This is a genomic window from Acinetobacter sp. ACNIH2 (assembly GCF_002934965.1).
GTDB classification, from domain to species: Bacteria; Pseudomonadota; Gammaproteobacteria; order Pseudomonadales; family Moraxellaceae; genus Acinetobacter; species Acinetobacter tandoii.
Genome location: NZ_CP026412.1, coordinates 2885290 through 2907770, shown reverse-complemented (window position 1 = coordinate 2907770; position 22481 = coordinate 2885290). Strand labels below are relative to the sequence as shown.

Sequence of the window (22481 nt, the reverse complement as noted above, 5' to 3'; positions counted from 1 at the left end):
GTGTGGATTTTAGCAATGGTACAATTGATTAAAAAAGGTGGTCTACGTGAGCGTGCAAACCGTAGCCGAAAATTTCAAGGCTCAGAGAATACCGAAATCACACTCAAACCCAATAGCTATGCAGAAACTACGAAAAATACCACAACTGCAAACTCGGCTTCCACACAGATTCAAGAGACCAATGCTCAATCTAAAACATCTGAATAGCGTCGTACCAAAGCCATAGAGCAAATACTAGAAATAAAGCACCCGAAAGAATATCAATATAGTGTCCTGACCGCTGATACAACGCTTTAATTTTTGGCGTAGACATGATGAACATGAATAAACTAAATACCAAAAACGTTTGCAATGGGATAATAAATGCCAATTGAGTTTTTAAATTGGCATTTGCAGATGAACCCAGTGCTAAGGAGAAGACACTACTGAAATAGATTAAAGTCTTTGGATTAGACAAATTGGTGAATAATCCCAATAAGAAATACTTTTGCTGACCATTTGGCAGAGTTAAAGTCCCTTCAAATTGAGGAGTTTGTGCAGAAGTAAGCCCCTCCTTCAGCATTCCCCAACCCATGCGAGCCAAGAAGAATCCCCCAATGAGCATCAAAATTTGCTGAATCCAAGGGAATTGTTCAACCAATACGGTAAAGCCCAATAAGGTTAAAACAACCCAAACGACAATCCCTGCCGAAATGCCCAAAATGATTTTTAAGGTATTTAACCGTGTTGTAGAAGCTGAGCTTTTTGCAATCAATAAAACATCAGGTCCAGGGGTTAATTGTGCGACAAAATGTAAAGCACAGATGGTAAGTAATAAAGACATATTTTTATAAATTGACCATTTTTCAATGGGTGAATTATAACGCTTGTTTAAATTTTTACTGCATTAATCACGTATTAAGAATAAAAAAAACCGAAGTACTTTTGAAGGACTTCGGTTCAGATACATAGATAATCGGCTAGATTATTTATTTACATCTTTCATTTCAATTTTCTTGGCTTCAGGGGTTACATCACGTGCTTCACCATCAATAATGCTTGAATCACGGTATTGACCACCACTCTGCTGATTTTGCATATCTTGCATTTGACGCATTAAATCAGCAAATGGATTCTGCCCTTGAGCACCTGTTGCCCCACCCATATCGCCCATCATGCCACCCATCATTTTGTTCATCATGGCTTGTTGGCGTTTCATCATGGTTTTCATAAATGCCGCTTGTAATGCTTTTTGAACAGCTGGAATTAGCAGTAACACTGCAAATACATCACTAACTAAACCAGGAATCAATAATAGAAAACCAGCAAAGATTTTAGGTAAATTTCCTGTAAATGCTGGGTCTGAACTCACCTGACCTGATTGCATTTGTTGCATTTGCGGCATAATTCCCGCCGAATATTTACGGATAATATTTAATCCAATAAAGAAGGCAGCCACAAACCAGAAAAACACGTACCACATACTACCAACGAGGTCACCCACGCCGATCCAGACGAATACTTCTAGAATTAAGCCAGCAAGTACAATCAGAAATAATTTCATGAAAATTAATCAAATCTCTAAAATAATAAAAATGACCATGTTCAATGACTGTCACACTGTTCAGCATTTTTCTATGGTTAAGAATATCTATAAGGGCAGTTTTTTATTTTTAAAGTCTTTGGTCAAAAAATTGTAGAAACAATTCACATTCAAGAACTCTTTTAGGGGTCGTTCTTATAAGGTGATTGTTTAAACGCACCTTAAAAGTGTATGTATCTCAATCAGTTTAAATTAAGAAAATCATAAGAATTACTCATTTTTGTTATTCATATTTCAGATATAAATGACTCTAGTATTCTAAGCATAAAAATATAGAATGTTATAACATTACATTAAGTTCATTAATTACTTATGAAACAACCTGTTCACATATTTTACTCTAGCCTCAGCTTATCTCTCTTTACTCCATTCTGTTGGGCTGAAAGTACACCCGAAGTCCTTAAAACCATACAATTACAAGCCGAAACGTTAACAGAAAGTTCAAAGCAAACCACAGTATTAACTAAATTTTCACATGATATTCTCGATATCCCTTTTAGTCGCAGCCTATTGTCCAAAGACTTTATTCAGCAACAAGATGTACAACGTATAGACGATGCCCTAGCTCAGGTCAGTGGTGTCTATCATCAAACCAACTATGGAGGTGGCTTTTGGGACAACTATTCATTTCGGGGTTTTAATACCGACCCCAATATTGGGGCTCAAATCATTAGAAATGGGCTTAGCGTCAATCGTGGACTCAGCGCCCCGCGGGATATGGTCAATATCGAATCACTTGACTTTTTAAAGGGTCCTACGGCAGCACTCTATGGTCGTGGTGAAACAGGTGGACTTTTGAATATCAATACTAAGCAGCCGAAATGGGAACCCCAAAGTGAAATTAACCTACGTGCCAATAGCCTAGAAAAATATCGAGCGAGCTTTGAGCATACAGCTCCTATCAATAACGATATTGCTTATCGATTTGCGATTGCACATGAAGATAATCAAAGTTTCCGTGACCATGTATCCAGTGAACGTTTGTTTTTTTCACCTCAATTGACTTGGAAAATCTCTGATCAAACTCAATTCGATTTTGATAGCGAGTTTACGCAACAAAGGGGAACTTTCGACCGTGGAATCAGCAGTTATCAAAAACAATTTGTCATGCAACCAGAAACCTTTTCAGGCGAACCCAATGATGGTCAGCATCTTCAAAAGGACAATTTTTACCAGCTTCGTCTCTCACATCAATATAATGATGCTTGGAAAATCAATAATGCCTTGAGCATTAAAGATGCTCAATTAAGAGGTTTTTCTAGTGAGCCGCGTAAAATTCAAAGCGATGGTCAAACCCTAGAACGACAACGTCGTTATCGTGACAATAAAAGTGATGATGCACTTTTTCAAACGGAATTACTGGGCGTAATTCAACAAGATTGGGCCAGACACGAAGTTCTAGTTAGCGGTGAAATTGGCCATCTGAATTATCGTCAACTTCAATTGCGACGTAATCACAGCACGAGTGTCCCCAATACGATCGATATCTATAACCCCGTATATGGACAATATCTTCCTGAACTTCCGTTGTTCATTAATACCGAAGAACAACAGAGCTATTTTGCCCTGAATCTTCAAGATCAAGTTTTTCTAAATGATCAATGGAGCGTCCTACTTGGCGCACGTTTTGACCATATCACGCAAGATTTTCAAAATAAACTGATTGATAGCTCGAGTAAAAGAGATCTACAACAAACCAGCCCACGATTAGGGTTAAATTATCGGCTAAATGATAATTGGTCATGGTATGCAAATTATGGACATTCTTTCGCACTGAACAGTGGTATAGACCGTCATAACCAAGTTTTTAGCCCAGAAAAAGGTATAAGTTACGAGCTTGGGAGCAAATACCAGATCAACCCTCAGAGCCTGCTTAGTCTCGCCTTATTTAAAATGAAAAAAGAAAATGTCTTAACCATCGATCCTACAGATGCTAATTATCAAGTTGCGGCAGGTGAAGCCTCTAGTCAAGGCATTGAACTTGATTTAGAAATGCAGCTTAATGATCAACTCTCTGTACGTGCCAATTATAGCTATACCGATGCAAAAGTTGAAAAAGACCAAACCCTTATAAAAGGTTCCAGATTGAGTAATGTGCCAAAGCACAGTGGCTCAATCAATGGAAATTACGAATGGTCACTGGCAAACGCCAGTAAAATGGGCATCGGTGCAACCACAATGTATGTCGGAGACCGTAGTGGGCATAGCAGTGATAATGGGTTTACGCTACCTGCATACACTTTAGTCAATTTACACGCCTATTATGCGCCATCAGAGCAACTCCGTTATCAATTCAATATCAATAATTTATTGGACGAAACCTATTATGTTGCAAGTTATAGCGAGCTTTGGATTCAACCCGGCGATCCACTAAATGCATCGCTTACATTACAGTGGAAATTTTAACCCGCTTTTATAACCCGTTAATTGTAAAATTTTCGGGTTTTACTTTTGGTGATCACGCTCTTTACGACCACTCAAAATCATCACCAACAAATAGGCCTGTGAAAATTTAGCCAGATCGCTCAACAACACCTTAGTTAAAGCGAAATAACTGTTCTTTCATATCTATAAAATCATATACTTCACAGATCGATTGCAATCTCTGCATCATTTTTTCAAATCTTACCAAGTTTTTTACTATGTCATTAATTATTGGGATTGACCCAGGTTCACGCCTTACAGGCTATGGAATTATAGAAAAAGACGGTCAAAAATTACGCTTTGTCGATGCGGGCACCATCCGTACCGAAAGCCAAGACATGCCAGAACGCCTAAAACGTATTTTTGCAGGTGTTGAACGGATTGTGAAATTTCACGGTCCGACTGAAGCAGCGGTTGAACAAGTATTTATGGCTCAAAATCCTGATTCGGCACTAAAATTAGGACAAGCTCGTGGTGCAGCAATTGCTGCGCTTGTAAATCTGGATTTGCAAGTTGCTGAATATACCGCCCGTCAAATTAAACAGTCAGTAGTTGGCTATGGCGCTGCGGATAAAGAACAAGTTCAGATGATGGTGGTCAAACTTCTGAATTTAAGTGTGACTCCACAAGCGGATGCAGCCGATGCACTGGCTGCTGCCATCTGTCATGCGCATGCCTCGGGCAGTATGAGTAAATTGGCTGTACTCAATGCTTTAGGCGGCATGGCTCGTGGGCGAAGTCGCTCAAGTAGCCGACGTCGTTAATTATTCGATAATTTTGTTTATTCACGGATAATCTGAAAGTCAGTCACGTCGAGAGCTTGTGATACTTCACAACTTCTCACCTGCTGCACTTTTGCATGAGATGGTCCTAAATAAGCCAGTTCGATTAGATGAGGTAGATTTTCTGCATCAGTGATCACCAAAACCTCTACTTCCCCTGTAGCTAAATTTTTGACATACCCTTTTAATGCTAAAGCTTGAGCCTGCTGATAAAACCATCTCCGATAGCCAACGCCCTGAACCCGTCCTGAAATGATGAGCCGAAATGCTTTTTGCATTTTAACCTCCATTCACAACAGAATAAATTGCTCGTCCCATATCATGCGCCTGTAAACCACGCATCCCCGATTCAGCCAATAAATCACCAGCTTGAGCATGTAAACTGACAATTTGATGTAAGGCGATTTGATCATGAAATTGAGCTTTTAAACTCGCCACCATCCCCGCGAGCACATCCCCCATGCCGCCAGTTCCCATGCCTGCATTACCTTGAGTACAAATATACAATTTATCCTCCAAAATCAAACTACCTGAACCTTTGAGTACCCATTGCCCAGCAAAAGTCGCACGTAATCGATGAATCGCGGCAATACGATCTTGTTCTATATCCGCTGCTGTACAACCCAACAACGTTGCAGCTTCTCCCGAATGCGGTGTGGCATAGATATGATCATTCAACTTTTGCTTTTCTTTCGCTAAAAACCAAAGTCCATCTGCATCCAACACGACTTCTAAATGCGTACTTTGATTGAGTAGTTCAAACCATTGCTGAAAAATCTGCTCAGCCCAATCATCACGCCCCAACCCCATACCAAAACAAACAGCATCGACATGGCTTAATAACTGTTGAATTGCCTCAGAATTTAAAGCATTAATATCGCGTAGCATCATATTTGGAGCACGTGCCAAAATTGATGAGTGATGCTTAGCATGACACACCACACTGACTTTACCTGCCCCCGCATGAAAAGCTGCTTCTGCCGCCATGATGACTGCTCCCCCCATATCAGCATGACCACCCACCACCAGTACGTGACCATAACTACCTTTATGTCCGAAGGCTTGTCGTTGCGGTAATGTAAGACTCTTAGGCGATAACTGCGCGATGGGATGTAATTCATCATCTTGAGGAATAAGGCTAACTAAATGTAACTGACTGACAAATTGTTTGCCTTGCCCTGTAAATAAGCCTGCTTTATAGCCAAGTAAAGTAAAGGTTTGATCGGCTTGAATGGCACAAGGTAAAGCCTGACCTGTATTCGCCTGCAAGCCACTCGGAATATCAACGGCTATTTTTAATCCAGTTTGTACATTGAATAAGTGAATAATCCTTTGCCAATCTTGACTCAACTCACGGTTCAGTCCTATTCCAAATAAAGCATCTACATGACATTCAAAATATTCTAATTGTTGTGGCGTCTTAGATTCTGAAAATCCTGTTTCGATCTCAACAAAAGATACATTCTGCGACTGGGCAAATAAATATGCCTGATGTAAGTCTGGTGATGGTCCACGTTCAGTAGTTAATGCAGTGACTTGAAAACCAGCCTGTTTTAAGTAGCCTGCAATAAAATAACCATCCCCAGCATTATTGCCTTGCCCACACCACACCGCTATTTTTTTAATCTGCTTTTGTTCAAATTGTGGAAATAACTGTTGCACAATTGTCCAAGCGGCTTGCTGCATTAAACCTAATGATGAATTTTGCTGAGCAAACCAACGTTGCTCCCATGCTTGAATTTCGCTGCTATGGTAAACTGAACGTTGCATGATTTCCCCTATTATTGGTTTATGGCTTCGACCTCTTCTTCCTCAAACATCTCACTGCAACAGCTTGATCTTCAAGAGCTAAAAACATGGATCAAAACGCAGGCTTTAGACTTGGGTTTTGCTGATTGTGTCATTGCCAAACCAGATGCTCAAGCAGAATTAGAACGTTTTAAAGAATATTTAAAACGTGGTTATCATGCAGATATGACTTATCTTGAAGAAAATTTAGACAAGCGTGCCGACCCAACGCTACTGGTTCCAGGCACACGTAGCATTATTTGTGTTCGGATGAACTATTTGGTTGAAACCCCCAAACCACGTTACGTTCCCAATGAACCGAATGCCGCCATTATTGCGCGTTATGCACGTGGGCGGGATTATCATAAAATTTTGCGTGGCCGTCTAAAAACATTAGCGACTCGTATTCGAGAACGTGTGGGAGATTTCGAATCTCGTCCTTTTGCAGATTCCGCACCCATTTTTGAAAAGTCTTTGGCAGAAAATGCAGGGATGGGTTGGACAGGCAAACATACTTTACTCATTCATAAAAAATCAGGTTCATTTTTTGTTTTAGGGGAATTGTTTACTTCTCTTGATTTACCTTTTGATGGGCCAACCACAAAGCATTGTGGCTCCTGTACCGCTTGTATTGATATCTGCCCGACACAAGCCATTGTAGAACCCTATATGCTCGATGCACGTAAATGTATTGCTTATTTGACCATTGAATATAAAGGTATTATTCCAGAAGAACTCCGACGGGGAATAGGCAATCGGGTTTTTGGCTGCGATGACTGTCAGCTCATTTGCCCTTGGAACAGTTTTGCACAAAAAGCCAGTATTGAAGATTTTAATCCACGCCATGATCTAGATCGGGTCACTTTATTAGATTTATGGCACTGGGATGAAGCAACTTTTTTAAGCAGCACTGAAGGCAGCCCAATACGGCGCACAGGCTATCAAAGCTTTATGCGTAATATTGCAATTGGTTTGGGAAATGCACCATTTTCTAGCTTAATTCTACAAACTTTGCACGAAACTCGTCACTTGCATGATGATATTGTGCAAGTCCATATTGACTGGGCCATTCAAGAACAATTGATTAAATCACAATCAGTTTAAAATCATGAATCTGACGTCACCATAAAACTATTGTATTTACAGTTCTTTGCAAAGTTATTGTTTTATAAAAAGGATAGTTACGTGTTTGGCACAAAATTTATTGGATCAAACAAAAACTTTGCATGGAATACTCACTAAAAATAGCCGACTTTGTGACTAAATCTTCTATCTAATCATTCATTACATCGACCTATTTTAATCGTCAGATACTATAAGTTTTGGTTTTTTTTGCCTTTGGTTTTGGCACGAAATCTGTATGATAAAAGCCAATAAAGAATACAGATGATGGACTTCCTAGAATGACTGTACGTAATGATTGGACGCGTGAAGAAATTCAAGCTTTATACGAACAACCTTTTTTAGACTTGGTTTTCCAAGCTCAGAAAGTTCATCGTGAGCATTTCGATGCCAATACCATTCAAGTCAGCACTTTATTATCAATTAAAACAGGCAAATGCCCTGAAGATTGCAAATACTGCTCTCAATCTGCTCGTTATGATTCAAAACTAGAAGCAGAAAAGCGTATTGCTGTAGAAAAGGTTATTAGCGAAGCTAAAGAAGCATTAGCGTCTGGTTCTTCTCGCTTCTGTATGGGTGCTGCATGGCGTAACCCGCACGAACGCGATATGCCTTATGTGCTTGAAATGGTTCGTGAAGTAAAAGCTTTAGGTTTGGAAACTTGCATGACCTTAGGCATGTTAAACCAGTCTCAGGCTGAACGCTTAAAAGATGCAGGTTTAGATTACTATAACCACAACCTTGATACTTCGCGTGAGTATTATTCAAATATTATCAGTACCCGTACTTTCGATGATCGTTTAAATACGCTTGAATATGTACGTGGTGCAGGCATGAAAGTGTGTAGTGGTGGTATTGTGGGTTTGGGTGAAGACACTGCTGATCGTATTGGGCTATTACTTGAACTTGCAACACTACCTATTCATCCAGAATCTGTGCCAATTAACATGCTTGTTCCAATTGAAGGCACGCCATTGGCAGATGTAGAAAAGCTCGATGTGACTGAATGGATTCGTACCATTGCTGTTGCACGTATCATTATGCCAAAAAGCTATATTCGTCTTTCTGCAGGTCGTGAATCTTTGTCTGATTCAGACCAAGCATTGGCATTTATGGCAGGTGCAAACTCACTGTTCTCTGGTGAAAAATTGCTGACAACACCAAATGCTGGTGAAGGTCGCGACAAGCAGTTATTTAATAAATTAGGCTTAGTTGCTGAAAAAGCAAAACCAACTGTTTCTGAACTTTCAGTAGATGCTATGGCAGGCTAATAGAACTTCTAGTTCTTAAGCTCAATAAAAAAGCCAGTTCTATGAATTGGCTTTTTTATTTGAATTTGATTTAAGATTTTTATATTCACTGAATCAATGATCAGCAGCTTAACCTGCAAAATTATGCGCAGTAATCAAAATGCCGTATTGCGCAGTGAGATAATCCCCTTTTCGAATAATATCGGCACCGTTGGCGTGGAAAACCGTTAACTGTTCGGCTACTGCATCATATTCGAAACGTTCATAACAGTCTTGATGATGGCACAACCATGTCAGTGTATCCGCAAGTTGGTCATCTACAATATACGTTTGTTTTTGAAAATCTTTAGACATAGTGAATTGATTAATACAAGATGAAAACATTGTAATGGCTTTAAGGGATGAGAGAATGAATTTGATGAAAAAGGAACAGATCAATTTGACTAATGCCAAATGTACAAAATCCGAAATGATTAACTCACTTCGGATTTAGTTAGAACAATTCCAAGACTAGGAGGTTTTGTTCTCACCACATTTTCTACATTCCAGATGCTCACCTATTTCCTGCATTTGTTCATATTCATAAATGTGGAAACAAAGTAACTTTCTGAGTAATTGAAACATTTTAAACTCCTTGTTTAATTTTTTTCTGTCTCGCGCTTGTTTCGGTCCTGAAACATCGATGTATCAAGATGATTAGATACATTGCATTATAATTATCATATTTTTATCGAATGGCAAATAATTTACTCAAGCTTGAATTGCATTTCGTCGGAAAGTAAACTCATATTATAGACTTTATTCGTTATGTGACGTTTACATTAAACAATGACCCAATGGCACTGGTAATGAGCATGGCGAAGCATCCCCAAAACAGCACTCTTAAAGCCCCTTTCCAAATGGATGATCCTGCAGTATAGCTTGCTAATGCACCCAAACCGACTAAAGCAAAAATAGAAACAATCACAATCGCACTGGCTAAATAATGTTGTGGTGCGATAAGCACAGCCAACAACGGAATGGCTGCCCCAACCGAAAATGATAAAGCCGAAGACAAAGCGGCTTGCATTGGTTTTGCTGCAGTCATTTCAACAATGCCAATTTCATCGCGGGCATGTGCTCCCAAAGAATCATGGGCTGTTAACTGAATTGCCACCTCATGTGCTAACTTTTCATCTAAACCACGATGAATATAAATTTGGGTTAATTCTCTTAATTCTTGTTCTGGATTATTTTCTAATTCACGTTTCTCTAATGCTAGATCAGCTTCTTCAATATCAGCTTGCGACTTAACCGAAATGTATTCCCCCGCAGCCATAGAGATGGCACCCGAAATCAATCCTGCTAAGCAAGTAATCAGAATAGTTTGTTGCCCTGCACCACTTGCCACAATACCAATTACCAGACTGGTGACTGAAATTATGCCATCATTCGCCCCCAAAACTGCCGCACGTAACCAACCCGTTTTTTCTAAATTATGCTTCTCTAGATGTATAGATCTTCTCATCAATGCTCTCGTCTTGATTTTTATTGATACTGCATAAATCCTTATTTTAGACCAATATTCTTAATATTCACTTAACAAAGCATTGGATTAACAAAACTTTTCCATACTTTTTTTCTTACCAGCACCATATATACAAAATTAAGAGCACAACCATGAATGGGTTATGCTCTGTCCCTATTAGATTCTAGTCTTAATAACCTTCAGTATTTATACCTTGCTCGTTCACTTGACGTGCTTTACCTGTTTCAGTATTGAGCACAGTAAATTCAATTCTACGATTCTTAAACTGTCCCTCTGGCGTACTATTGTCTGCAATAGGTTTTTCAGCACCGATGCCCACAGCTTGCAATTTTGCAGGATCAACCCCTTGTTTAATTAAATAATCCATAACAGCTTGCGCACGTTTCACTGACAGCTCTTTATTGTCTTGTGCCGTACCTACGTTATCCGTATGCCCTTCTATCACCAGATTAACTTGCGGTGCTCGCCGAATTAATGCAGCCGCTTGATCTAAAATTGATTTATTAATTTCAGGAATTTCACTTGAATAAGGTTCAAAATTGATAATTTGTAAATTCAGTGCCGTCGCCACGTCTAAGGCACGTATATGCTCTGGATTTAAACTCGCCAATGCTTTTTCAGCATCGCTCACACTACTGCCAACCACTTGGTTTACATCTATAGGTTGCTGCATCACTATTTGCATATTTTTCACTAATGGTCGAATTTTTTGGGCTAACTCAGTTGCAGTTGTATTACTTTCGGTTTGAATCGACAATTGATCACCCAACCAAGTAATTGATACATTTGGCGTTCCTTTGATAATTTTCAAGACACTAGGTATTGCATCCTGATCGATAAAGTTTTCGTGTAATTGATTGTTGTCATCAACACCACATCCAACGGGATGTGCAAATATCTGTTTCACTTCTGCTTGTAAAATATCAATATACGACTTGTTTGATGTGAAGATCTGACAGGTCACCAACATCCCCTCTTGTCCAGTGGTTAGCTGAAATTTTGCTGGTTGACTGGCAACATTTGAACTGTCTTCCACAGTCGTGGGCTGTTCAACTCGGCTGCACATTTTAAAAAGCAACGCACTGATCAAGCCTAATACGACAATAAATAAAACAGGTATCAACCAACGGTTTTGTCTCTTTGCACCAATATAAGAAGCATTACTTGGGCTTTGATGTAGAGTTTGACCAACTAGTGTATTCACACCTAGTGCGGCAAGTAATGGTTTAGCCCACAAAGGTAAAGTTACAGTAATATCCGTATTGTGATTAAGTAAAAAATGCTCTATGGCATGCTGGTCACTTGAACCCGCCTGTGTCTCTAAAACCCCCAATGTCGGTGCTATCGCATGATTCAATGTTTCTTCAATTTCAGATGGTGGTGCTGTCGCACCAATTGCTTCAATAAATTTTTCTTTGAGCGATTGATGTGCCTTAAAAAGATCACTCAATCTGGGATTAAGATGGTTCTGTAACTCGGTAATATAATCTGGTTTTTCTTTTAATAAACTGAGTAAAATGGGATAAAAATTATCTAATGCATGTCTCTTTTCCAGCAAATGCTCTGTCTCAGATTGCAAAACAATAGGCGTAACTTGTTGCTGTAGTAATTCAATGATATTGGTCAGCATTTCCTGCCCTCTTATTCTTTTGTTGTTTTATTAAGTTAGTTTATATGTTCAATTTTCATACAGTGTAAATTATTGTATTTTATACACCCTTTGATCTATCTCAAATTTTAGGCATAAAAAAGCCAGCGATTGCTGGCTTTTATAACAGTCAAAAATTAAGCATGAAAAGTTTGCAGTACTTTTCCTGTTAAAGTCTGATTAATTAATGGGGTATTTTTACCTTGTGAAAGAATACTTTCTTTGGTTAAAGTCCACTGTATTTCTGGGTCAACCAATACCCATCCCGCTTCTTGTTCCCAACGCTCTTGCATATTCGCAACTTTGGCAGGTGCTAGAGTGACTTTCTCCACCCATTCTAAAGGTGTAAATAAACCTTCTTTGACCAATTGCACACCTAAGGAAACATAAGTATCAAATGCAGTAAAACCAGGTTCAGTTTCTGCAAATGGTGCCATTTTTGCTGAGCTACTTAATGGTTCATGATGAGTACAAATTGCATCAATTACACCATCTTTTACACCTTGGCGTAAATGCTCTTGATCTTTATCAGAACGTAATGGTGGGCGCACATGTGCCAAAGCATTAAAACCGTCAATTAAACGATCTGTTAAGTGTAGTTGATGCATCGCCACATCAGCGGTTACGGGTAAGCCCTTTTCTTTGGCAATCTTGATTAACTCCACCGAAGCACCACATGACAGCAAGCTAAAGTGTGCCTTTACACCCGTTGCTTCAATCATGAGTAAATACTTAGCAATCGCTACCGTTTCAGCCAAAGCTGGAATCATTGGCAAACCTTGACGTGAGGCAATAAAACCTTCGTGCACACAGCCATCTTTTGCAATTTGTGGTTCTTCTGCATAGAACACAACAGTTAAACCAAGACCTGCTGCATATTCCAATGTACGAATGACCACATCATCATTCGCAAAAGGTGCATTGGCATTTGAAACTGCGGTACAACCACCTTTTTTCAAAGCTGCCATGTTCGCAGGTTGTTGACCTTTTAAACCTTGGGTTTGCGCACCAATCACCTGAAGGTAAATACCACCATCTAACATGGCTTTTTCAACCAGACCATGAATCAAAGCACCATTATCTTGCACAATTGGCTTTGAATCTGGTGGCGTAAACACATGCAGAATACCATTCTCACGCGCAGCCTTACCTTCAGACTTGAGCGTACCATGCTGCTGCTGACCTGGTTCACGTAAACGCGCACACAAATCGACCATGGTTGGCATTAACCATTTGCCTTGACCATCTAAGGTAACTTCAACTTCATCTGTAGCGGAAACCAATTTACCCTGCTCTAAATAAACTGTTTGCACCGAGTCGCTTTGCTGAATTGGGTCTAAGACACGGACATTTTCAATTTTTACAATACTCATGACTTTCTCTTATCCCGCAATCGCTTCTAATAGACCTTGTTCTTGTAATTGGCCTTGCATTGATAAGGCTAAAACAGCCATACGTACCGCAATACCGTTGGTGACCTGATTTAAGATTACCGATTGCGGACCATCTGCAATACTTGAATCAATTTCAACACCGCGGTTCATTGGACCAGGATGCATCACGATACAATCAGGTTTCGCCAATGCTAAACGTTCTTTGTTCAAACCAAACATTTTGTAAAATTCAGACTGCGAAGATAATGCGGGTGAATCAATACGTTCATTTTGAATACGCAGGGTAATGATCACATCACAATCCTTCACACCTTCATCCATTTTATTAAATAGACGAACACCTGCACCATATTCTTCAAAGCCATACGGTAATAATGTATTTGGAGCAATCACACGAATATCTTTACAACCTAAAGTCTGTAAAGCAGCAATATCTGAACGCGCCACACGCGAATGTTTAATATCACCAATAATCGCCACACTTAGTTCTTCAAATGACTTTTTGGTTTCACGGCGAATGGTTAACATGTCTAACATGGCTTGGGTTGGATGCGCATGACGTCCGTCCCCCGCGTTGATAATTGCGACATGCGGACAAACTGTCTGAGCAATGAAATGTGCTGCACCAGAAGATGAATGACGCACCACAAAGATGTCTGCCGCCATCGCTTCTAAATTCCAAAGCGTGTCGCGTAAGGTTTCACCTTTGGACGTACTTGAGCGCGCAATATCAATATTCAATACATTTGCAGATAAACGCTTCGCTGCCGCTTCAAATGTTGTACGAGTACGAGTTGAGTTTTCAAAAAACAGGTTCATCACCGTACGACCTTCAAGCAGGTTGTTAGTAATCAACTGATTTTGGTCATTAAAAAAGGACTGCGCTGTGTCCAATATTTTCGTGAGTGTGGCTTTCGATAGCCCTTCGATGGTCAGGAAATGCTTTAAATTTCCTTCTTTATTGAGTTGAATCTGACTCGGAGTATGCAATTCCGCCAAGTGCATGAGAGATTCCTTATACGTTAAGTTAACGTATTATACAGAGATTCCCCCAATTTGGCAGATGAAGTTTTCGGCACTCAACAGAAAATTTGACGATATTTAAAATGGCTTCTTATTTTCCTATGCATTATTTCAATAAGATAATTTCTCTGTACACGACAAATTTCATAGGGCCCTTGTCCTATCAGGCTTTTTCTTTCTTAAAATTGCTAGCACTTTCTTAAATTCTTCTTTTTTTCCAAAACCAATCAAACGTAGAATAGCCATCTGAACATAGTCCAAACCGTAGCGAAATAAACTTACTGAAAGTCGTCCATGCTTCTTTAGTTTTATCGCTTTTTTTCGATCATGTTGCCATTCACCTGTTAAATAGCACCAACAGAAACCGATCGCTAGCACTGCTATCAATTTCTTGACTCGTCTAGGGTCTGTTAAACGAGTATTTTCAAGATTGAATCCACGTCCTTTGAGACAACTAAATAAGGTTTCGATTTCCCAGCGTAATGCATAATCACCAATAGCAGAAGCATTAAACATAGGAGAAACAACAAGTAAAAGTTCTCCATCTTCTAATCGTAGCGCACTAATATACAGTTTCACTCGACCAACCCAAATACGTCGTTTACGACATTCTGTTTGACCAACTTGAAGATGACGAAATAAATCACTAATTTTATGATTCTTGGCTAAGTGATTGGTCACAATAAAGTTTTTTTAACACGTATACAGAAGTTAATGTCATTTTCAATTAACCATGTAAACCATTTCTCACCGATAAATTCTCTGTCTGCGAACACATTCACAATACGATCTTTACCAAAAATGGAGATAAAGCGTTGAATCAAAGCAATACGCTCTTTTGTATCTGAATTTCCACGTTTATTGAGCAATGTCCAAACAATAGGTATCGCTATTCCACGATAGACGATGGCTAACATCAAGATATTGATATCTCGTTTTCCCCATTTCCAGTTGGTTCTATCCAAAGTTAATTGGACTTTATCGAATGAAAATATATTGAAAATTAACTGAGAAATTTGACGATAATCGAAATACTGATCTGCAAAGAAGCGTTGTATACGTCGATAAAATGATTGTGGTAAGCACGTGATGGGTAAGGCTTTAGATGCAGAAGAAAGATTACATGTCTGTTTTACAATTAATGCCAGCATAATCAGTGTAAAACATTTTACACGTGACTTGTTCCACTTTAGATATTTGTTTAAGATGAGATGTAACTCATTGAAATGTGTCATCATATTCGTCGTCAGAAAACAAGTATTATGCCATTATTTCAATGAGTTGTCTTTTTTTGTCGTGTACAAAGAGATAATTTAAACAAAATTTACCACTCAACACTGAGTCTACCAATCACCAGAAATTTGAGTTTTAAGGTGATTGGCTTAAACAAGATGATAAGTAAACCAATCTGCAACAAGATTTAGCGTAATGCACCAATATAGTGATGATGCACCTGTGCACGATAAATTTCTTCCTCGGTCACTTCATCCTCGCGATACTGTGTCGGCTCAACTACGGTTTCAGCCACTACCTCTGGTTCAATCACTGTATCCAAATCCATGAAACTGCTTAAGCGTTCAGCCTGACGAGCTAACTCTGCATCTCCTGTTGCCAGAGCCAAATCGACCACATGACGGGCATAATCCTTATTTTCAGCGAGGTACATCGCGTCAATGACACGCCCCGACACACGACGCAAACGCGTATAAATTAAAGTTGCAGCGGAAAAAGCCTCAGGATGAGCAACGAATCCATGATTAGACATCTTTTTCAATCCCCCAGTTTTATTGAATTTAATACGAATAATGACTTCACAGCAGATTGCGCAAATAAAGTGAAATTTCAAATGCACATCGCCATTTAATGGACTTAACTTAGCAAAATACATACCAATTTTGAGAACCAAGTCGGTAAAAGTGCATTTTTTTATGATCTGCTTATGCAAGCATGCAATTTAAAAAGCTTTCAAAGCCAAAATCAGTTAAACTTTGCCAAGTATTTTTTTAAATCTTGGTCTATCTAATTTATGAATAGCTCTTCCCGTTTAAGCAACTATTGGGTCACATGTGCAGATGGGCTAGAAACCTTACTCCAAGAAGAATTACAAGGTCTAGGCATCGAAAAAATTGAACGCTTTCCAGGGCGTTTAGTTTTTAAAGGCACGCTAGAACAAGCCTATCGTATTTGCATGTGGTCACGTTTGGCTTCACGTGTTCTGCTCCCTATTCATACCCATGAACTTGAACGCAGCCATGATGCGCGTGATGTTGCTGAAGAACTGTATGAAGGTGCAATCAGCTTTGACTGGTCTCTTATTTTTGCACCACAAAGTACTTTTGCTATCCGTTTGCACGTTGAACGCGAAATTATGGTGAACAGCCAATTCGCGACTTTACGTGTTAAAGATGGTGTAGTGGACTCATTCATGGAAGCTGTTGGTCGTCGACCAAGCATTGATACCAAGCAACCTGAAATTACTCTATACGTCCTTGCAGGTAAAACTGAACATACTTATTGCTTAGACTTATCGGGCGATTCTTTACATAAACGTGGTTATCGTCGTTATATGACGGATGCCCCAATCAAAGAAAACTTGGCGGCTGCAATTTTACAAAAAGCCAAACTTCAACAATTACGTCCAGACATTATCTTGGACCCAATGTGTGGTTCGGGTACTTTCATTATTGAATCTTTAATGTTGTTGACTGACCGTGCCCCTGGTTTAGTGCGTCGTTTTGGTTTTAATGGTTGGAATGGTCATAACCATGAGTTATGGATGTCAATTAAAGCGGAAGCTGCTGAACGTCATCAACAAGGTCTGGCTCAACCTTTACCAAAGTTTTATGCTTTTGATGCAGACTGGGAAGCAGTAAAGGCAACTAAACAAAATATTATTGCTGCGGGTTTTGAGAGCCTGCTCGAGCAAATTCAGATTGAAGAACGCACCCTTTCTGACTGGCCAGATTTTGAAGTCGGCAATAAAACAGCCTTTATCGTCACAAACCCTCCTTATGGTGAGCGTTTAGGCGATAAAGCATCGAACCGTGCATTGTATTTAGGTCTGTCTGCGTTATTACAAAAGAACTTCCCGAATCAAACTGCTGCTGTGATCGCAGCAGCAGTTGAACAAGCGGACGTGATGGCATTTAGTGATCCACAAACCATGCGTTTGATGAATGGTAAATTACCTATCTACATCCGCTTAGGCAAGATCAAACCTGCTACCGTGGTGAAGCCATTCCTTGAAACTTGGCAACCGCTTCAATTCGAACCAATTGAAGGTGCAGAAGACTTTACCAATCGTTTGCAGAAAAATATGCAAACCCTGAAAAAATGGGCAGTCAAAGAAGGCGTGTTCTGTTTGCGTTTATATGATGCCGACTTACCTGATTTTAATGTAGCCGTTGACTTGTATGGCGACCGTCTGCATGTGCAAGAATACGCGCCACCTAAAACCATCGATCCTGAAAAAGCCAAAAAGCGTTTTAACTTGGCTTTAGCTGCGATTCGTGCAGTGACGGGTTTAAACCGTGATGCAATCTTCATTAAGACCCGTGCGCGTCAAGAAGGTAAAAATCAGTACACCAAGCAAAGTACAGCATCTAAACGTTTTATCGTGCAAGAAGGTCAAGCGAAAATTTTAGTCAACATGACGGATTATCTCGATACAGGTCTGTTCCTTGATCACCGTCAAATTCGTTTACGTATTGCCAAAGAAGCGCGTGGTAAGCACTTCCTAAACTTGTATAGCTACACCTCAACAGCAAGCTTACATGCTGCTTTAGGCGGTGCAGCAAGTACCACTAGTGTGGATTTGTCGAATACATATCTGAACTGGTCAAAAGAAAACTTCGTCTTAAATGGTTTAACTGTCGATCATGCAGATGAACAGCATCAATTCTTTGCTAGTGACTGTTTTGAATGGCTCAAAGAAGGTCATGAACAATATGACTTGATTTTCATCGATCCACCAACCTTCTCGAATTCGAAGAAGTTCTACGGCACCTTTGATGTACAACGTGACCACGTGTCTCTACTGAAACGTGCCATGAACCGTTTAACCACGGAAGGAACGCTTTACTTCTCTAACAATTACCGTGGTTTTGAGTTAGATGAAGAAATTGAAGCGATGTTTAATGTACAAGAAATCACTCAAGAAACCATTGGGCCGGACTTCAAGCGCAATCAAAAAATCCATCGCGCTTGGAAAATTCAGCATCACCCAGTCTAATCTTTCAGTTAAAAAAAAAGACCGCTAAAGCGGTCTTTTTTTTAGTGAGCAACCAATACTAAAGCTTTTCACTTTGTGGTGCATCTACAACAATCGGGCTTGGAACTTCTTCTTCATCCAACTTCGTTGTCTTAGCAATAACAGCCGTTGCCACACTATTACCGATAATATTGGTTGCTGTGCGACCCATATCAAGGAAGTGATCAACTGCAAGGATAAGTAATAACCCTGCTTCTGGAAGTTTAAACATAGACAATGTAGCAGCAATAACAACCAGTGAAGCACGAGAAACACCCGCAATACCCTTACTGGTAATCATTAGAGTCAAAAGCATTAACAACTGTTGAGAAAGACTAAGATCGATGTTATATGCATGTGCAATAAATAATACGGCAAATGTCATATAGATCATCGAACCATCAAGGTTGAAAGAATAACCTAATGGTAAAACGAAACTAGTGATTCGCTTAGGAACTCCAAACTTCTCTAAAGATTCCATCAATTTTGGATATGCAGACTCACTACTCGCTGTAGCAAAACCCAAAACAACTGGTTCACGGATTGTTTTTAACAATCTGAACACATCCTTTTTCAAAAGATAAATCCAGCCGTGATGATAACTGCCCAAAGAATAAATAAGCTGGCATAAAACTCAGCCATGAACGAGCCATAATCAAGAATAATCTTTGGACCTTTTACAGTAATTGCTCCTGCAACAGCAGCAAAAACAGCAATTGGGGCAAATGTCATTACGTAATCAGTAATCTTAAACATTACCAAGCTTAATTCATCAATGATCTTACCGATGATAGAGCCATCTTTTTGCAGATGATTAACGTAAGCCAACGCTGAACCGAAAAATATAGAGAAGATAAGAATCTGAAGAATCTCATTATTCGCCATCGCTTCAGCAAAGCTTTTTGGAAATATATGAGTAATGAAGGTTTGCAAACTGAGGTTTGTTGCGCTAACCCCTACATCGACTGGAGCAGTCGGAATAGGTAAATTCATTCCAACGCCAGTTTGGAAAAAATTAGCGAGTCCTAAACCCAATAAAAGAGAGATGAATGATGCACCAATAAACCAACTCATTGCCTTTAAGGTGATTTTACCTAAAGCTGAGGATTTACCCATTGAGATAATGCCTGAAACAATCGTTGCAAACACCAATGGCGCGATGATCATTTTAATTAATCTTAAAAATACATCGGTTAAAATTTTGAAATATGACGCAATATTTTCGGCTTGAACAGGTGTTAAATAATAGTGGAAGATGCAACCAATAACGATGCCTAAAACCATGGCAATAAGAATAAACTTCAGCAGTTTTTTCTGATTCATATCAAATGTCCTTTTACAACCTTAAAAACGACAAAGCAAGATATTGAAAAATATAGCTTTAATCTAATTTCATCAAAATCAAATCCTATTTGATTCAGAAACAATGGATGGAATTTAAACAAATTAAAAGAAAATTAATAATGAAAAAAAGTAGAAACCTATGCAAAAAATGCATAACTAATCCTAGTATTTTAAATAATTTGCCAATGACTTAATTGATTAATAAATCTTAAATATAGACCTTCAATTGTATTAATTATTTCAGTTACAAATAATATTTTACTGATTGGTAAATAATCCGATTTTATTCTTATTATTTCATTGAGAATATTTAAAACTCTATGTAATTGAAAATACGCATGAATACATTATTTAATTACAAACAGGAAGGATAATTAAGAACACATTCTCATTATATTTTTCACATTCAAGGAAGAATCAAAAGAATAGATATCAACATTTTTCTCGGTTATTTAAATAGTACACATACAAAGACTTTATAAGAATTGAATTCCGAAATAGGTAAAACATGCAAATTAAGATTGATAAGAATTTGGCTAATGCTTGGAAAAATGAATTAAAATTATTGCCCCAAATTAATGAATGCCTTTCGACAGAACTCATTGAACATTGTGCGAAATTAGCACAAAAATATCTAAATTTGAGAGATATTCATCTTAATGAATTAAAAGTAGGAGGTGGATTACTTGAGTTTTGCAATTTACCTATTGATGATCAGCTATACCAACCTCCATCCAGTGCTGCAAGACCCTATTCTAAAGGGTATATCTCAGAACTCGTGCTACTAGGGGTTACAAAAGCGTGTGGTTTAAATCCTTTTGCTTACAAAGAAGAAAAAAAAGGAGCATTAGTACATGAAATCACACCTAAGGACTTAAAAAATAATACCCACATTTCTCCTGTAAGAATGGCAGAGTTTGACTTTCATACCGAGGGAGCTTATTTGTCTCGAAATATTAGACCACATACTCTGTCATTAATGTGCCTTGTAGATGAACAACGAACTGCTACTAATTTGGTAAAGATTTCGGATGTAATTAAAAAATTAAGTCATAAATCTAAAAGTGTGTTGGGTGAGTCAAGATTCGTCCATACAGCACCAGAAACATTTAAAGTACAGAATAAGCGAATAAAGAGTTCAATTTTTGACTTGGTCGATGGGAACTACGAGATTAAAGCAGCATTACACAACCTTAATGCAACAGATGAAGACAGTGAATCAGCATTGTATGAACTGAAATCAATAGTTTCTGAGAATCAAATTCAGAAATCATGGAATGCTGGAGATCTCATCATTTTTAATAACCTCCGTTGTTTACATAGACGTAGTGAAGTTAAAGGTAACCGCTGGTTACAGGGATGTTATGGCACATACACATTCTCATCAGCAACCGTTTTGGACATTCAATAGTTGGTTATTCAATGATTTTTGAAGTTGTAATCAGAGTTTTTTTGTTAATCACAATCTCAATTATTGGCTGGGGTGTGGGTAAGAAATTTAAATTAGATTCTAAAGATATTTCAACCTTGCTTGTTTATATTATTTCCCCATTCGTAATTTTTTATTCAATTATCGAATCACCAGCAAATTGGACCTACCTCAAATTTTCTTTAGGCGCATTTTTAGCGGCATCGCTCATGGCTGTAGCGGGGCTACTCTTTGCAAGATGCTTTTGGAAAGACAGCCGAGTAAATCTCTTTGGCTTCGCAGCAGGTACAGGTAACACAGGGTATTTCGCATTGCCATTGATTCTTGCAATTTTTGATAAAACACAAATAGCTATGGCTATTTTTATTATCATTGGTATTAACCTATATGAATTTACTGTGGGTTATTTGATTACTGCTAAAGGCTCACTGAACATTAAAGAAAGTATTTTAAAAGTCATAAAAATGCCTATTCTTTATGCTGCATTTTTAGGAATGATTTTTAAATATCTCGATATTCAATTTGATGAAGTCTTCCTTTCCTTCTTGGCGAATTTTAAAGGTGCATATAGCGTTTTGGGAATGATGACCATTGGGATTACAATTGCAAAATTTTCAAAAATTGAGATTGATTGGCTTTTCTCAGCATTGGCTTTGACTTGGAAACATCTTATTTATCCAGTTTTTGGCATTTTGATTTTCATGTTTATCATGCCTATAGATAAACAAATACTCCAAATTGTGGCCCTAATGGTTGCTACACCTATGGCTGGTAATGTTGTTGTTATTTCTAATACGTTAGGACTTCATCCTGAAAAAGCAGCCACATCCGTGATGTTGAGTACAATGTTGGCATTGATCACTGTACCAATAGCCCTGTTTTTTGTAATGAAGTTCTAAATCCATTCAACCTCCCCAT

At 38.7% G+C, this 22481-nt stretch carries 19 protein-coding genes and 1 pseudogene; 8 read left to right on the top strand and 12 right to left on the bottom strand.

Annotated elements, in window-relative coordinates:
- Positions 1 to 15: 15 nt before the first annotated feature.
- Positions 16 to 207, top strand: a complete 192-nt coding sequence (locus tag C3F34_RS13715) for a hypothetical protein (protein ID WP_044740608.1) — start codon at positions 16 to 18, stop codon at positions 205 to 207.
- Here the strand turns inward: C3F34_RS13715 and C3F34_RS13710 are convergent.
- Entirely contained in the window at positions 191 to 823 is a 633-nt protein-coding gene (locus C3F34_RS13710) for a LysE family transporter (protein WP_044740607.1), read from the bottom strand. The two genes, C3F34_RS13715 and C3F34_RS13710, sit on opposite strands and share 17 nt — an antisense overlap.
- Before the next feature lie 141 nt (positions 824 to 964).
- Positions 965 to 1543, bottom strand: a complete 579-nt coding sequence (locus C3F34_RS13705) for an FxsA family protein (protein WP_104441852.1) — start codon at positions 1541 to 1543, stop codon at positions 965 to 967.
- A gap of 351 nt (positions 1544 to 1894) precedes the next feature.
- Here C3F34_RS13705 and C3F34_RS13700 point away from each other — a divergent pair, with 351 nt between their 5' ends.
- On the top strand, positions 1895 to 3988 hold the full coding sequence (locus C3F34_RS13700; RefSeq protein ID WP_104441851.1) for a TonB-dependent siderophore receptor: 2094 nt from the start codon (positions 1895 to 1897) through the stop codon (positions 3986 to 3988).
- Between the two features lie 236 nt (positions 3989 to 4224).
- The gene (ruvC, locus tag C3F34_RS13695) at positions 4225 to 4770 is read left to right on the top strand and encodes a crossover junction endodeoxyribonuclease RuvC (RefSeq protein WP_016166549.1); all 546 of its coding nucleotides are present in this window, start codon (positions 4225 to 4227) and stop codon (positions 4768 to 4770) included.
- A 17-nt stretch (positions 4771 to 4787) separates the two neighbouring features.
- On the opposite strand, the gene C3F34_RS13690 is transcribed toward ruvC, so the two are convergent.
- Both C3F34_RS13690 and C3F34_RS13685 read right to left on the bottom strand, forming a co-directional pair.
- Positions 4788 to 5066 (bottom strand): acylphosphatase, encoded by a 279-nt coding sequence (locus tag C3F34_RS13690; protein ID WP_104441850.1) that lies wholly within the window; start codon positions 5064 to 5066, stop codon positions 4788 to 4790.
- A gap of 1 nt (position 5067) precedes the next feature.
- Positions 5068 to 6558 (bottom strand): NAD(P)H-hydrate dehydratase, encoded by a 1491-nt coding sequence (locus C3F34_RS13685; RefSeq protein ID WP_104441849.1) that lies wholly within the window; start codon positions 6556 to 6558, stop codon positions 5068 to 5070.
- Between the two features lie 21 nt (positions 6559 to 6579).
- Between C3F34_RS13685 and queG the strand changes: the two genes are divergently transcribed.
- Together queG and bioB are read left to right on the top strand one after the other, a co-directional pair.
- Positions 6580 to 7680, top strand: coding sequence for a tRNA epoxyqueuosine(34) reductase QueG (gene queG, locus C3F34_RS13680; protein WP_044740632.1), 1101 nt, complete (start codon positions 6580 to 6582; stop codon positions 7678 to 7680).
- A 299-nt stretch (positions 7681 to 7979) separates the two neighbouring features.
- Positions 7980 to 8969 (top strand): biotin synthase BioB, encoded by a 990-nt coding sequence (gene bioB, locus C3F34_RS13675; protein WP_104441848.1) that lies wholly within the window; start codon positions 7980 to 7982, stop codon positions 8967 to 8969.
- Between the two features lie 108 nt (positions 8970 to 9077).
- Here the strand turns inward: bioB and C3F34_RS13670 are convergent, their stop codons facing one another.
- The 7 genes from C3F34_RS13670 to C3F34_RS13640 form a co-directional block, all read right to left on the bottom strand.
- Positions 9078 to 9302 carry a hypothetical protein gene (locus tag C3F34_RS13670; RefSeq protein ID WP_016166554.1) on the bottom strand — a complete coding sequence of 75 codons (225 nt, stop codon included), beginning with the start codon at positions 9300 to 9302 and terminating at the stop codon, positions 9078 to 9080.
- Between the two features lie 451 nt (positions 9303 to 9753).
- Positions 9754 to 10455 (bottom strand): VIT1/CCC1 transporter family protein, encoded by a 702-nt coding sequence (locus C3F34_RS13665; RefSeq protein ID WP_104441847.1) that lies wholly within the window; start codon positions 10453 to 10455, stop codon positions 9754 to 9756.
- Positions 10456 to 10645: 190 nt separating this feature from the next.
- Positions 10646 to 12106, bottom strand: coding sequence for an OmpA family protein (locus C3F34_RS13660; RefSeq protein WP_104441846.1), 1461 nt, complete (start codon positions 12104 to 12106; stop codon positions 10646 to 10648).
- 155 nt (positions 12107 to 12261) lie between these two features.
- Complete coding sequence (locus C3F34_RS13655) at positions 12262 to 13497, bottom strand: dihydroorotase (RefSeq protein WP_104441845.1); 1236 nt, start codon at positions 13495 to 13497, stop codon at positions 12262 to 12264.
- A gap of 9 nt (positions 13498 to 13506) precedes the next feature.
- Positions 13507 to 14523, bottom strand: coding sequence for an aspartate carbamoyltransferase catalytic subunit (locus tag C3F34_RS13650; RefSeq protein ID WP_044738500.1), 1017 nt, complete (start codon positions 14521 to 14523; stop codon positions 13507 to 13509).
- A 162-nt stretch (positions 14524 to 14685) separates the two neighbouring features.
- A protein-coding gene (locus tag C3F34_RS13645; RefSeq protein WP_104442269.1) for an IS4 family transposase occupies positions 14686 to 15776 on the bottom strand; the annotation gives its coding sequence in 2 pieces (ribosomal slippage) (positions 14686 to 15236 and positions 15236 to 15776; 1092 coding nt in all).
- 185 nt (positions 15777 to 15961) lie between these two features.
- Entirely contained in the window at positions 15962 to 16315 is a 354-nt protein-coding gene (locus tag C3F34_RS13640) for a hypothetical protein (RefSeq protein WP_044738601.1), read from the bottom strand.
- 252 nt (positions 16316 to 16567) lie between these two features.
- Here C3F34_RS13640 and rlmKL point away from each other — a divergent pair, with 252 nt between their 5' ends.
- A complete protein-coding gene (gene rlmKL, locus C3F34_RS13635; RefSeq protein ID WP_104441844.1) occupies positions 16568 to 18772 on the top strand; it encodes a bifunctional 23S rRNA (guanine(2069)-N(7))-methyltransferase RlmK/23S rRNA (guanine(2445)-N(2))-methyltransferase RlmL in 2205 nt (734 codons plus the stop codon).
- A gap of 58 nt (positions 18773 to 18830) precedes the next feature.
- On the opposite strand, the pseudogene C3F34_RS13630 reads toward rlmKL, so the two are convergent.
- Positions 18831 to 20074 (bottom strand): annotated as a pseudogene (locus C3F34_RS13630) (dicarboxylate/amino acid:cation symporter).
- Positions 20075 to 20642: 568 nt separating this feature from the next.
- Between C3F34_RS13630 and C3F34_RS13625 the strand changes: the two are divergent.
- On the top strand, positions 20643 to 21545 hold the full coding sequence (locus C3F34_RS13625; RefSeq protein WP_104441843.1) for a TauD/TfdA family dioxygenase: 903 nt from the start codon (positions 20643 to 20645) through the stop codon (positions 21543 to 21545).
- Positions 21546 to 21556: 11 nt separating this feature from the next.
- Complete coding sequence (locus tag C3F34_RS13620) at positions 21557 to 22462, top strand: AEC family transporter (protein WP_104441842.1); 906 nt, start codon at positions 21557 to 21559, stop codon at positions 22460 to 22462.
- The last annotated feature ends 19 nt before the right edge of the window (positions 22463 to 22481 follow it).